Consider the following 14,711-nt stretch of genomic DNA (forward strand, 5'->3'; position numbering starts at 1 on the left):
ATACCAAAAAAAAATTACCTAATGAAATTATTGCGTTCTACCCTTTTATTATTTTTACTTTTATGTGCCTCGAGCAGTTTCGCACAGATTATACAAACGACTTTGAGTCCGAATCAGGCGCCAAAACCGCCTTCTAACTGGTCAAAAAAGAATCAACTTGGTTTTGATATTTCCGAAATTGCTTTTGTAAACTGGAGTGCCGGGGGAACCAGCTCTATCTCGGGTTTATTTAAAGGAGAATTTGGACGAACTTATATAAAGAAAAACCATAAATGGGTTAACGAACTTATCGTAAAATATGGTTTAAACAAACAAGATGGAACAGAGTTAAGAAAAACTGACGACGCTCTCCAGTTTAACTCGACTTACGGGTTTAGAAAAGACACAGCTTCAAACTGGTACTACTCATCAAAATTAAATTTCAACACTCAGTTTACAAACGGTTATAATTATCCAAACAGAGATGTTGCAATCTCTAAACCTTTTGCTCCAGCCTATATCTTTCTGGGAGCCGGAGCGGAGAATGCCAATAAAGCTAAAAACAGAGTATTTTATTTCTCTCCAATTACGTTAAAAACTACTTTAGTATTAGATCAATATCTTGCGAATCAAGGTTCTTTCGGTGTTAAGAAAGCGGTATATGCACCAGACCCGCTTGATCCTACACAGCAAATTTTAATTGAAGAAGGTCAAAAGGTAAAAGCCGAGTTTGGTATCCTTTTTACAGCTTACATGAAAAACGAAATCTATAAAAATGTTTTCTACGAAAACAGATTAAGCTTATATACCGATTATTTAAACAAATTCGGAAATGTCGATATCGATTATGATACTCGTCTAGATCTTGTGGTAAATGCGTATGTAAAAGCAAATATTGGAGTTCACTTGATTTATGATGATGACATTAAAACTAAAAAAGATGTTGTAGATCCTACTACAGGAGCAAAAAGTCAAGTAAACGACGGACCAAGAATGCAGTTAAGACAAGTACTTGGAGTTGGTCTGGTTTATGCTTTCAAATAAATAAAGTAACAGCTATAAAAAAAGCATCTTTTAGAATATTCTAAAAGATGCTTTTTTATTTGTTTAATATTTTACTAACGCTTTTTCTGGCCTTGGATTGTTTCGTATAATTCCAATGCATTTCCGTCTGTCAGCAATGAAACATAATGACAAATATGTAATAAACGTTCGTATAAATTTCCTTTATCTAAGTGATGTTTTTCCGGCAACATCTTCAAAATCAATTTGTCGTAGTTTGAAGCTGTTCCTTCATATTTATTATTGAAAGCGGTAATAAATTTGTCCAATAAAGTCTGGATGATCTGATAACCCACAATCTCTTTTTCAATCACTTCACGACTTTGGTAAATTTTCTCAATACTTAATTTGATGATATCATTCATCTGGGCCTTGTATTTGCTTTTATCTGTTAAAGCATAAGGGAATTTCCCAGCCAGAATTGCTTCTTCATTTTCAATAAAAACATCAACAGCATCATTAATTAAAGAGCCAATTGCAAGCGCGCGCAAATAGCTGATTCGATCTTCTTTGGTTTCTAATGTTTTGTATTTTGCAACGCCAATATTATCTTTTACCAATTTGATCAGATATTCTAAAGCATAATCTTCAGAAACCAGGCCTAAATTTATTCCGTCTTCAAAGTCAATGATCGTATAACAAATATCGTCTGCCGCTTCAACCAAATAAGCCAATGGATGTCTTTCAAAACCAATATCATCTCCAGATTTATTGGCAATCATTCCCATGTCCTTAGCTACTTCCTCAAAAAATAATTTATCCGACTGGAAGAAACCGTATTTTTTATCTGCAATATCATTGGTCGGTTTCTTCGGAAGACTTTCTTTTGGATATTTCATAAAAGCACCTAAAGTAGCATACGAAATACGAAGTCCGCCATCAATTCCTGGACGGCTTGCCGTTAATACAGAAAATCCGTTTGCATTTCCTTCAAAATCAATGAGATCCTGCCATTGTTTATCAGTTAATTGATTTCTGAATTTCAGTCCATTTCCAATCGAAAAATATTCTCCAATTGCTTTTTCACCCGAATGTCCAAAAGGCGGATTACCAATATCGTGTGCCAAAGAAGCTGCCGCCACGATAGCTCCAAAATCATTCATATGATAACCATGAACTTCTTTTAGATAAGGATATTTCTCTATGATTTTCTTTCCAACCAAACGCCCCAGCGAACGTCCTACAACCGAAACTTCCAGACTATGCGTTAAACGCGTGTGCACAAAATCGGTTTTAGAAAGCGGAATAACCTGTGTTTTATCTTGTAAACTTCTAAAAGCAGATGAGAAAATAATTCGGTCATAATCTACCTCAAAACCCAAACGAGTATCATCTTGTTCTACACGTAATCTTTTGCTTGTATCTCCCTGACGTCTTAAGGATAAAAGTTGTTCCCAGTTCATTTTTGAATTTTAGATTTCTGAATTTAGATTTTAGATTATTCATCTAAACGTCAAAAATACGTTTTATTTTAGGATAAAAATAGGCAACAGATTAAGTTTTATTCGCCACGAATTCACGAATTATTTTAAACTTAAGATTTGTAAAAATTCGTGAATTCGTGGCTAAAAAATTAAAATTTCAATGTTGTACTATGCTTAATTACAAAAAACAGTCATACCGCAGTTCATTTTCTGCTTGTTCAAAAGCGCTACATATTTGGTTATGATTCGTTTCGGTTTTACTTTCGCTGGCATTTGCAAAGCCAAATACTGACAATGCAAGAATAAGTAGCATTTTTTTCATTGTTTATGTCTATTTAAGATTTCATAGACAAACAACAATTTAAGTACCAAGACAAATCAGTACTAATTTTCTTGACAATTAAATAAACTAGATGTTTTAAAAAGTCTAATTATTAAAGAAAATAAAAAGAAATAGTTATAAAAAAAAGCATCTGCCGCGACAGATGCTTTCTGAAATTGAATTTTATAAAACTTAAGATCAGAAGTTTTTAGAAATTCCGATATTAAATGTTTTACCGAAATTGAAGTAGAACTTGCTGTAATCTTCTCCATTATCGTCATAGCTTAATGTTTCGTATCCTAAACCACCAATACTGAAGTTAAGACCAAAACCTTTTTTCATGTTGATGAAAAGTGCTGGAGTTACATCTACATAAGCACCATCTCCTTTGTATCTTACATAACTATTGTTAGTAGCATAATCTTTGTTTTTTACAGTTTGGAAACCTGCTCCCATATCTGCAAAAACAGAAAAAGTCTGGCTTAATGATTTCGTATAACGTACGAAACCTCCAGTTCTAAATTTATTGTCTTTATATTTTTCGCTTGAATTGTCAACATCGGTTGAGCTTAATGAAAGTTCTCCTCCAACTGTCCAGTTTTCGTGGAATTGGTAACCAACTTTAGGAGCGAAAGTAAAAGTACTTGCTTTAGCTTCAGTAAATCTGAACTCTGATTTTTCAGAAGTGTAACCGATGCTACCACCAACTAAGATTGTTCCTTTTTGTGCATTTGCAAAACTGCAGATAGCTAATGCAGCCATCACTAGAATTTTTTTCATGATTTGGGTTTATTTTTAATTTTAGCATTCCTTTAACAATAACAATGCCGTGAATAAAGGACTTTATGTTTTTTTTATTAATTACTTTAAAAGGTAAAATGTAGCAATCGAAACTATTTCTGTTTACTTTTGTAGCAAACAAAAAGTCATGTCGATAGAAGTAAACAGTATATCAAAAAGTTACGGAGAGCAAAAAGCTTTAAATGAAATTTCTTTTAAAATTGAGAAAGGAGAAATCGTAGGATTTCTTGGTCCAAACGGAGCTGGAAAATCTACTTTGATGAAAATTTTGACCACTTATTTACTTGCCGATAGTGGCTCAGCCCTTGTAAATGGCCACGATGTCATGACAAACGAAAAAGAAGTACAACGTTCGATAGGGTATTTGCCAGAGCATAATCCGTTGTATTTGGACTTGTATGTTCGTGAGTATTTGGCTTTTAATGCCGATGTTTACAACGTGCCAAAATCAAGAATTGAAGAAGTCATTCAACTGACAGGACTGACACCTGAAAGCCATAAAAAAATCAGCCAGCTTTCTAAAGGATACCGCCAGCGTGTTGGTTTAGCAAATGCTTTACTTCATGATCCAGAAGTTTTAATTTTGGATGAACCAACTACCGGACTGGACCCTAACCAGTTAATGGAAATTCGTAATGTGATTAAAAATGCAGGTAAAAATAAAACTGTTTTTTTATCCACTCATATCATGCAGGAAGTTGAAGCCATCTGCGATCGTGTCATAATTATTGACAAAGGACAAATCGTTGCCGATAATAAATTAGACCATTTAGTGACTGCAGATAAAGAACAAGTTATTGAAGTTGAGTTTGATTACAAAGTAGAAGAACAGCTTTTAGCTAAATTGGAAAACATTTCTTCTTATATCAATACACATGACATGACCTGGGAACTAACTTTTATTACCGAAAAAGATATGCGTCCTGCCATCTTTGATTTTGCCAATGAAAATGGTTTAAAAACATTGCAATTGAATCAAAAAAATAAAAACCTGGAAGCTGTATTTAGAGAGATTACTAAATAAGTTTTCGGTCACAGTAACAGTTTCCAGTAAAAAAAGCGGTATGTTTTTGATTAAAAACATACCGCTTTTTCTTTTACTTACCCTTTAAAATCAATCATTTACACATAAATCACAAATTAATTCTATTTTTATTTAGACTTATTATAAATAGTTTATATCTTTGGCACATCAAAATATAAATGCCACAAGTATGTTACGTACACTCCACACCTTCAAAAAAAATATTTCAGCTGTTTTAATTTACGCATCAAATCTTCAAGAAAAGTTTTCAAATCAATTGGAAAAAATTGTACTGCAATAAAATTCTAGTTCAAAAGCTTAAAAAAGATTGTTTTCTAAATCATGGATTTAGAAAATGCTAAAATTCAAACCAAATGAAAAATATCATAACCTCCATAATGCTTGCTTTTTCGGTATATGGATTTTCACAAGAAAAAGAAAAAAATGACAGCATTGTTGAAACGACTATAAATGCATTAGAAGAAATTGTGATTAGCAAAAAGAAAGTTCTATACACACAGAAGTCAGACCGTCTCGTTTTTAACGTAGAAAACAGCATCGTGTCTGAAGGCGGGACCGCACTTGACGTATTGTCACGTGCGCCAGGAGTTGTTGTGTCTCAGGATGGCGATTTGTCTATTCGCGGACAACAAGGTGTTGCCGTAATGATAAATGGTAAACTGACACAGCTTTCACAGAAAGAATTAGCCAATTATTTAAAAGCTACTACCTCATCTAATATCAAGCAGATCGAAGTGATTACAAATCCTTCTTCTAAATATGATGCAGCAGGTAAAGCTGGAATTATCAATATTATTTTAAAGAAACCAAATACTTCTGGATTAAAAGGAACGGCTTTTACAAGCTATGGAAGAGGCCGAAAAAACAGAACCAATTCTGGTTTCAACTTAAATTATAATAAAGACAAATGGGGCGTTTTTGGAAATTACAGCTATACTTTCCGAGGCGAAGAAGAACATAAAAAATTCAATCAAGTTCAGTTTACCAATCAGACGCGTCAGGAAATTGCTAGTAAAAATCATCAGACCTCGATTACAGATGAACCTTTAACTTCTAATAATTTTAAAGTTGGAACACAATACGAGGTTTCTCCTAAAACTAATTTAGAGGTTTATGTTGATGCCAAAATTGGCCGTTATCAAAATATGGCTGACGGAACTAATACTGTTGTAAACACAGCCAATCAGCCTATTTTTGATGCCATTACTTATAATGACAGTAAAGAAAAATGGTTTGATTATACCTATGCTTTTTCTGGAGTTCATAAATTTAATACCGAAGGAAAAAATATGTCTTTTGATTTTGAATATGAAACTTCAAAATTCAGATCAAATCAGTTTCAAAGTGCTGCTAATACAGCCAATGCAACGACCGTAAACGATCGACGCGGATACATCCCTTCTCAGTTAAAAGTCTTCACAGGAAAAGTTGATTTTGTAAATCCGTTCAAAGAAAAGCAATCTATGGAATGGGGTTTTAAAACCAGTATTAAAAACAACAACAATCCATCTGTTTACGAATATTACGATAACAATCAATGGTTAATCGATTTTAATTCGACCAATCATTTTGAATACAATGAGCAGATTTATGCCGCTTATGCGAATTATAAATATCAGCTGGAAAAATTAAATATTCAGGCTGGTTTAAGAACTGAATACACTGCAATAAACATTGATCAGAAAACATTAAACGAACAGCATAAAGATGATTATTTAAAATGGTTTCCGAGTCTTTCTCTAAAATATGAGTTTACAAGTAATCACTCTGCCCATGCTTCTTACAGTAAAAGAATCAACAGACCAAGTCAGTTTGATTTGAATCCGTTTCGTTTCTATGATGACTCATTCAATTATTCACAAGGAAATCCGAACTTGATTCCAGAGATTACGCATGCCATGGAAATTGGTTATGCCTGGAAAAGTAATTTTATGGCTTCTGTTTATTTCAACAGCACAAAAGATGTTTTCACGGAAGTTTACAATTATAATCCAGACACTAACACCACAGTTACTACCCAAATAAATGTGGACAAATCTTATAATTACGGAGTAAACATTACAAATACTACCGAATTAAATAAATGGTGGTCTGTAAATACTTTATTTAATGTTTTTGAGAATAAGTTTATGGGGAATGTTTTAAACAGTTCTACCATTGATCCTATCATGACTTTGAATGTAAGCGTTCAAAATTCTTTCACTATTACTGATACTTGGAAAGCAGAAGGAAATGCACAATATCAATCCAAATCTAATCTGGGAGTTTACCAAAGAGATGGTTTCTTTGATTTCAGCATCGGAATTTCAAAGCAAGTTTTAGCAAAAAAGGGAAACATCAAACTTAATTTCACTGATGTTTTCAATACCAATAATTTCTACATCAAATCTGTAGTTGCGCAGACTAGTATTGACAAGAGATATGACCTCGACAATCGTATTGCGACAATTGCATTTACATACCGTATATAAAAGTTTCGTTCTTTAAATACCTTGTTTTTTGTTTTTTTTTGTGTTAGTTAAGAGCCTGTTCCTTCAAACAGGCTCTTCTATATTTTAGAAATTATCATCAATAATATCCTTCATCACTTCAATTACAATTTTAATATCTTCTTCAGTAGTTCGCCAGTTTACAAATGAAGCACGAATACCTTTTTTATTTTGATAAAAAGTCGGCGTCATAAATACTTTTCCAGTATCATTTAATTTTGCTAGAAATCCGTTTACTTTATCCTGATTTTCATTCCCTTTTAAAGTAAAACAAACATTATTTAAACGAATTGGAGCCAAAAGTTCAAATCTACCATCATCAATTAACGCATTTCCAAAATGAAGCGCCAATAATGTACTTTTTTCAATTAAATCCTGAAAACCTTCTTTTCCATAAGCCACTAGAGAAAACCAAACCGGAAGTGCTCTTAAACGGCGTGAATTTTCAGGAACTACATTCAGATAATTAAAATTCTCCAAAGCATTTCCTAAATATGGTGCATTTGAGTTTTGAAACGTTTCTATCTGGAGATCGATGTGGTCTTTTTTAATCAAATAAAATGCGCTTTCATAAGGAACATTCAGCCATTTATGACAGTCAATTGTAATACTGTCTGCATCTTCCCAGCCTTTTACATAGTGTTTGTATTTTTCTGAAACAGCCGCAAATCCACCAAAAGCACCGTCAATATGCCACCAAAAATTGTATTTTTCTTTTAATGTTGCAATCGCTTCAAAATCATCAAAATCAGCAGTGTTTACAGTTCCTGCACTTGAGATTAGAACAAAAGGTTTTCCATTTAATGCTTTGATTTTTTCTTCTAAATCGGCAATATCCAAAGCTTCACGATTGCCTTCGATTGTTTTTACAACCGTATAATTCTGGCTTCCGATTCCTAACATTGATAATGATTTTACAGAAGAAGAATGTGGCGTTGCTGTTAAAATATTGATGGTTTCAGTGATCCCGTTTTTAGCAAAATCCTTTCCAAACTGTTTTCCAAACCATTGTCTGGCAACTGCTAAACTCGTAAAATTGGACATCGTAGCTCCTGTCACAAATCCGCCTAAAAAAGAATCAGGAAGTTCTAATAATTGTAATAATAAATTAATCGTTTCAAATTCAATTAAAGCCGAATTTCCGCCCTGAGAAGTTACCGATTGCGTATTTTGATCGTAAACAGATGCCAGCCAATCGCCAACAATAGAAGCCGGTGTTGAACCTCCCGTTACAAATCCCCAATAACGAGGTCCTGGAGACGAAACTAATAAAGGAGCTAAACGATTTTTAAACTCTTTTAAAGCTTCATCAGAACCTAAACCTAATTCGTTCAAACTACGTTTTGGATCAATTGTATTTTTATTTGAAGTTGGAATATTTTCCAGATTATTCAGAAATTCGATTCCCTGTTGTTTTGCTTTTTCTAAAATATTTTCGAAATTATTGAGATCGTGTTGTAATATTGAATTCATAATATAAAGTATTTAATCTTCAAGTTGTCAGGCTGAGCGAAGTCGAAGCCATTCAACATGAGACAAGTTGTTTTTAGTATTTTTTAAAGAATTAAAATTTTATAGAAAAGCTACCATCTTGTTTTTTTCGGAGAACCTAGAAACCATCATGGAACAGATTACATCTCCGTTAGCATTTAATAAAGTAGCGATTGGATCGACTAGAGTTCCTAGAATCATGGCAACTGGTAAAGCTTGTTCCATTGGGAAACCATAAACGGTAATGGCTAAAATCTCACCTATATAACCTCCATTTGGGATTCCGCCTTCGACAATTGAAACGATAACTGTAATTCCTAAAGCCAGAAGAATGGTCATTGGATCTGAAAAATCTTTCCCAAACATGGCAAACAAAAAAGTTATTTTTAAGATGGAAGACATACTTGAACCGTCTTTATGCAAAGGCGCTCCAAGCGGAATGACTAAATTCCTGACATGTGATGGAATTCCCATTTTTTCTGCTGCATCTAAATTTGCAGGAATGGTTGCAATACTACTGCAAGTTCCTATTGCGGTTAAAGACGGCGTTATATTATTGCTCCAAAAAACTTTGAAAGCTCTTTTCCCCCCAGCGACAAATGCATATAAACTGAAAAATACAAAGAAATAGAAAATACAAGCTGCATAATAAACTGCCATTGGTTTCGCATAAACTCCCAGTAATTGTGGTCCGAAAACTCCAACTTGATAAGCAAAATAAGCTCCTAAACCTATTGGTGCCAATTTCATGATGATGTTCAAAAGCTGTTTCATTACCTCGTTTCCTGAATCCAGAAAACTCTTAAAAGCTTTTCCTTTTTCCCCTGATTGTAATGTGGCAAAACCAACTAAAAAAGAGAAAATAATCAATGCCAACATGCTTTTTCTGGACAATAATTCGAAGAAATCATTGGCTGTAAGCAGTTTTGCAATTTGATCTCCTGCCGATCCTGATGCCACTTCTTCAAAGGGAACTTTCGCAATTGCTATATCTTCATGAATAGGAAAAAGATAAACAGCAAAAATCATTACAATGGCCGAAATCAGAATTGTAGCAAGAAAAACCAAAATCATGATAACAAACAGTTTTCCTAATTTTTCTGTACGCTCCAAATTGGCAATCGAAGAACCAATCGTAAAAAAAATCAGTGGAATAATGGCAGTGAAAAGTAAATTCAAAAAGATATCACCCAGCGGTTTTATGATCAGAACATCTTCGCCAAATACTAACCCGAAAATACTTCCGACTATAATTCCGCCCAGAAGCCATAAAATACTGCTGTAACTCTGCAAAAAATTGATTTTCTTAACTTCCATAATTGTATATCAGAAAGGTTAATAATAAAGAATGAAAGTACTCAAAAAAATGCCAAGATTTATTTTTTTGCCACAGATTAAAGTGATTTACACAGATTTTAAAATGAACAAATTAATTAGAGGAAATTTGTGAAATTAGTGGCAAAAGAAAAAATATCCTTTTAATCTGTATAATCTGTGGCAAAAAAATCTATTTCTCCAACACAATAGTAGTAAAAGCTCTCTCAACCAATTCGCCGGTTTTGCTTTTTACTTGTTCTGTCTGTGTTTCGGTATAAACGATTTTAAAATCTGATTTTTTGATTAATTCCTGCGCTTTTTCTGTACTGTACAATTCAAATTCGAATTGCGTAAAAGGCAGTTTTCTCATAAAATCTTCTTCGGCAAATGTCAAACAGAAATTACCATTAGGTTTTAAAACCCTATAGATTTCTGAAAGCAATTCTTCAGGCTTCTGCCAAAAATAAATCGTGTTTACCGTAAATATTTTATCGAATAATCCATCTTCAAACGGAATAATATTTCCGTCATAAAGTGAAAAGAAAGCCTGTTTTTGAGAAACAAAATTTCGGTTGATCTGTCTCGCTTCCTGAAACATCAGTTCCGACATTTCAAGTCCGCAATACTTGAGTTTTTCAGCTTGTTCAAACAAAAATTCTACGTGGCCTGCGTTTCCGTGGCCAAGTTCCAGAATTCTGTTTTCGTTTGAAATATTTAGATTCAGAATCGAATGTTTGGTCATATTGATGTTCGTTTCGTTCATCATATTGCCCATTTCGATTCCTTTTTCTCCCGATGGATGTTTTAATTGAGAGGCTATGGCTTGTAGTTCTTCTTGTTTCATAATCTTTTAAATTAAATTCCAATTAAAAAAATTCCAAATTCCAATCATCATCATTTTCCACATTCTTGTCATTTCGACGAAGGAGAAATCACAATAGAAACTCCGCAAAGTATATCCTCCAATCTTTGTAGATATCCGAGTGTGATTTCTCCTTCGTCGAAATGACAAACCTACGTTATATCGGTTAGAAAACTAAAAAACCTGACTCGCAATCTGACGAATGTTCTCAGATTTACCCATTGAATAATAGTGTAAAAACGGAACTCCGGCGGCTTTTAATTCTAATGACTGCTGAACTGCCCATTCGATTCCGACTTGTTTGATTTCAGCGTTATTTTTGCATTTATCTACAGCATCGATTAAATCTTCTGGTAAATCGATTCTGAAAATCTGCGGTAAAACCTGTAAATGTCTTTGAACGGCGATTGGTTTAATTCCGGGAATAATCGGAATTGTGATGCCCATTTCTCTTGCTTTTTCTACGAAAGCAAAATATTTCGAATTATCAAAAAACATCTGCGTTACTACATAATCAGCTCCTGCATCAACTTTTTCTTTTAATCTTTTTAAATCCGATTGTAAAGAAGGAGATTCTAAGTGCTTTTCTGGATAACCTGCAACTCCAATACAAAAATCGGCTTTGTTATCGGCATCGATTACTTCGTGCAGATATTGTCCGCAGTTTAAGTCTTTAATTTGTTTTACTAAATCAATTGCATAATGATTTCCTCCAGCTTTTGGAACGAAAGATTGTTCATCTTTCATAGCGTCACCACGAAGCGCCATTACGTTATTAATTCCTAAATAATGACAGTCAACCAACATATACTCGGTTTCTTCTTTGGTAAAACCGCCACAAAGCAAATGCGGAACCGTATCAACATTGTATTTGTGCTTTATAGAAGCGCAAATTCCAAGCGTTCCCGGACGCATACGAGTTAATTTCTTATCTAAAAGTCCGTTACCTTTATCAATATAAATATATTCTTCACGAGAAGTCGTTACATCAATAAATGGCGGATTAAACTCCATTAACGGATCAATATTATCGTATAATTCCTGAATGCTCTTCCCCTTTTGAGGCGGAATAATTTCAAATGAGAATAATGTTTTTCCTTTGGCGTTTTCTATATGTTCTGTTACTTTCATTATTAAGTCTTAAAGTTGTAAAGCCTAAAGTCTAAAGTCTTTCCTTTCGGACTTTACGACTTTTGACTTTCGACTAATTTAATCTGCTATATTAGGGTTTAACCATTTCATTGCGTAATCAAGCGGTACATTTCTACGTTTTGCGTAATCTGTAACCTGATCTTCTTTTATTTTTCCGAGTCCGAAATAACGGCTTTTCGGGTTTCCGAAATAATATCCTGAAACTGATGAAGCCGGCCACATCGCCATACTTTCTGTCAGCTTTACTCCTATCTGTTTTTCAACATCCAAAAGTTTCCAGATTGTTGGCTTCTCTAAGTGATCTGGACAAGCCGGATAACCCGGAGCTGGACGAATTCCTTTATAACTTTCTTTAATCAATTCTTCGTTGGATAAAGCTTCTTCAGCATCATAACCCCAGAAATCTTTACGCACTCGCTCGTGAAGATATTCGGCGAAAGCCTCAGCAAAACGATCGGCAAGCGCTTTCACCATAATCGAATTATAATCGTCTAAATTCTTTTCATATTCTGCTGCCCATTCGTCTACACCAAAACCAGTTGTTACACAGAAAGCTCCCATATAATCGGTTACGCCACTGTCTTTTGGCAAAATAAAATCGGCTAAAGCGATGTTTGGAGCACCTTTTGTTTTTTGTGATTGTTGTCTTAAAGTCAAAAACTTCTCTAACACTTTTCCATTTTCATCACGCAATTCGATATCGTCATCATTTACTTGATTCGCAGGGAAAATTCCGTAAATACCTTTTGCTTTTAATTTCTTTTCAGCCAAAATCACTTTCAGCATTGCCTGAGCATCGTTGAAAACAGAAGTTGCTTCTTTACCCACAACCTCATCCGTTAAAATTGCTGGATATTTTCCGTACAATTCCCAAGTCTGGAAAAATGGTGTCCAGTCGATATATGGAACCAAAACATCCAATTCTACTTCGATGGTTTGTGCGCCGATTACTTTTGGTTTAACTGGAGTATATTCACTCCAATCCAATGGCAATTTGTTTTTACGGGCATCTTCAATCGTTAGGAAGTTTTTATCTCTTGAACGATTTAAAAATGTTTCTCTAAACGAATCGTATTCTGCACGAATATCTGCCGCATATATTTTTCGGTTATGATCTAACAGATTTCCAGCAACGGTAACGGCTCTCGAAGCATCGTTTACGTGAATTACTGTTTCTCTGTATTGAGGCGCAATTTTCACGGCTGTATGCGCGCGCGAAGTCGTTGCTCCACCAATCATAATCGGTATTTTAATATCTTGTTTGTCTAATTCTTTGGCCAAATAAACCATTTCGTCAAGCGAAGGTGTGATCAGTCCGCTTAATCCAATAATGTCTACTTCATGTTCGATTGCAGCCGAAATAATTTTTTCCGGAGGAACCATGACACCAAGATCTACAATCTCATAATTATTACAAGCCAAAACTACCGAAACTATGTTTTTACCAATATCGTGAACGTCACCTTTAACGGTTGCCATCAAGATTTTTCCGTTTCCTTGTTTGTCTCCGGCTTGTTTGCTCGCTTCAATAAAAGGCAATAAATAAGCCACCGCTTTTTTCATTACACGAGCCGATTTTACTACTTGTGGCAAGAACATTTTTCCGCTTCCGAATAAATCTCCAACCACATTCATTCCGGCCATTAAGTTGATCTCAATAACTTCAATTGGTTTTGTTGCGGCCAAACGCGCTTCTTCTACATCTTCTTCAATAAAAGCATCAATTCCTTTTACCAATGAATGTGTAATACGCTCCTGAACAGTTCCAAAACGCCACTCCTGAACCGTTTTTTCGTCGCTTTTTGCTTCCCCTTTTACACTTTCAGCAAAATCCAAAAGTCTTTCGGTTGCATCGTCGCGTCTATCTAAAATTACGTCTTCAACGTATTCTAATAAATCTTTCGGAATATCATCGTAAATCGTCAGCATTTCTGGGTTTACGATTCCCATCGTCATTCCATTTTTAATCGCATGGTATAAAAACACCGAGTGCATCGCTTCACGAACAGTATCGTTTCCTCTAAAAGAAAACGAAACATTACTCACTCCACCGCTAATATGCGCATGCGGAAGATTCTCACGAACCCATTTTGTTCCTCTAAAGAAATCCAAAGCGTTCAATCTATGTTCTTCCATTCCGGTTGCAACTGGGAAAATATTCAAATCGAAAATAATGTCCTGTGGAGGAAAGCCTACTTTGTTCACCAAAATATCATACGAACGCGCACAAATTTCCACTCTACGATCGTAATTATCAGCCTGACCTACTTCGTCAAAAGCCATAACAATCGCAGCCGCACCGTAACGTTTGATTAATTTGGCGTGATGAATAAAGGCTTCTTCTCCTTCTTTTAACGAAATCGAGTTTACGACGCTTTTTCCTTGTACTACCTTTAGACCTGCTTCAATGATTTCCCATTTCGAACTGTCAATCATAATCGGCACTCTCGAAATATCTGGTTCTGCAGCAATTAAATTCAAAAATTTGGTCATTGCCGTAACACCGTCTAGCATTCCTTCATCCATATTAATATCGATGATTTGTGCTCCTCCTTCTACCTGTTGTCTTGCAATATCAAGTGCCTCGTCGTATTTCTCTTCCTTGATTAATCTCAAGAATTTTCTTGAACCTGTTACGTTTGTACGCTCGCCAACGTTCACGAAAACACTTTCCGGCGTAATAATCAACGGTTCTAATCCTGATAATACAAGGTCTCTTCTTTTTTCTGTCATTTTTTTTTAAGTTACTGAGATCCTAAGATGCTAA

At 34.6% G+C, this 14,711-nt stretch carries 10 protein-coding genes; 3 read left to right on the forward strand and 7 right to left on the reverse strand.

Annotation, left to right across the window (positions count from 1 at the left end; all coding sequences use genetic code 11):
* The first annotated feature begins 21 nt into the window (after positions 1-21).
* The gene (locus tag BM289_RS12250; RefSeq protein WP_091493771.1) at positions 22-1,023 is read left to right on the forward strand and encodes a DUF3078 domain-containing protein; all 1,002 of its coding nucleotides are present in this window, start codon (positions 22-24) and stop codon (positions 1,021-1,023) included.
* A gap of 74 nt (positions 1,024-1,097) precedes the next feature.
* On the opposite strand, the gene BM289_RS12255 is transcribed toward BM289_RS12250, so the two are convergent.
* Together BM289_RS12255 and BM289_RS12260 are read right to left on the reverse strand one after the other, a co-directional pair.
* Positions 1,098-2,444, reverse strand: coding sequence for a deoxyguanosinetriphosphate triphosphohydrolase (locus BM289_RS12255; RefSeq protein ID WP_091493773.1), 1,347 nt, complete (start codon positions 2,442-2,444; stop codon positions 1,098-1,100).
* Positions 2,445-2,985: 541 nt separating this feature from the next.
* Entirely contained in the window at positions 2,986-3,567 is a 582-nt protein-coding gene (locus BM289_RS12260; protein WP_091493776.1) for an outer membrane beta-barrel protein, read from the reverse strand.
* Positions 3,568-3,715: 148 nt separating this feature from the next.
* Here BM289_RS12260 and gldA point away from each other — a divergent pair, with 148 nt between their 5' ends.
* Positions 3,716-4,612: a gliding motility-associated ABC transporter ATP-binding subunit GldA gene (gldA, locus tag BM289_RS12265; RefSeq protein WP_091493778.1), complete on the forward strand. Its 897-nt coding sequence runs from the start codon at positions 3,716-3,718 to the stop codon at positions 4,610-4,612.
* 374 nt (positions 4,613-4,986) lie between these two features.
* On the forward strand, positions 4,987-7,104 hold the full coding sequence (locus BM289_RS12270; protein ID WP_091493781.1) for an outer membrane beta-barrel family protein: 2,118 nt from the start codon (positions 4,987-4,989) through the stop codon (positions 7,102-7,104).
* Positions 7,105-7,188: 84 nt separating this feature from the next.
* Here BM289_RS12270 and BM289_RS12275 read toward each other — a convergent pair whose 3' ends face one another.
* The 5 genes from BM289_RS12275 to metH all read right to left on the reverse strand — a co-directional run bounded on the left by BM289_RS12275 (position 7,189) and on the right by metH (position 14,677).
* A complete protein-coding gene (locus BM289_RS12275; protein ID WP_091493784.1) occupies positions 7,189-8,595 on the reverse strand; it encodes a pyridoxal phosphate-dependent decarboxylase family protein in 1,407 nt (468 codons plus the stop codon).
* Between the two features lie 99 nt (positions 8,596-8,694).
* Positions 8,695-9,930, reverse strand: coding sequence for a dicarboxylate/amino acid:cation symporter (locus BM289_RS12280; protein WP_091493788.1), 1,236 nt, complete (start codon positions 9,928-9,930; stop codon positions 8,695-8,697).
* A 190-nt stretch (positions 9,931-10,120) separates the two neighbouring features.
* Entirely contained in the window at positions 10,121-10,774 is a 654-nt protein-coding gene (locus BM289_RS12285; RefSeq protein WP_091493791.1) for a class I SAM-dependent methyltransferase, read from the reverse strand.
* A 192-nt stretch (positions 10,775-10,966) separates the two neighbouring features.
* Positions 10,967-11,923: a methylenetetrahydrofolate reductase [NAD(P)H] gene (gene metF / locus BM289_RS12290; protein ID WP_091493795.1), complete on the reverse strand. Its 957-nt coding sequence runs from the start codon at positions 11,921-11,923 to the stop codon at positions 10,967-10,969.
* A gap of 78 nt (positions 11,924-12,001) precedes the next feature.
* On the reverse strand, positions 12,002-14,677 hold the full coding sequence (gene metH / locus BM289_RS12295; RefSeq protein WP_091493798.1) for a methionine synthase: 2,676 nt from the start codon (positions 14,675-14,677) through the stop codon (positions 12,002-12,004).
* Between the last annotated feature and the right edge of the window lie 34 nt (positions 14,678-14,711).

It is taken from the genome of Flavobacterium phragmitis (genome assembly GCF_900112575.1).
GTDB classification, from domain to species: Bacteria; Bacteroidota; Bacteroidia; order Flavobacteriales; family Flavobacteriaceae; genus Flavobacterium; species Flavobacterium phragmitis.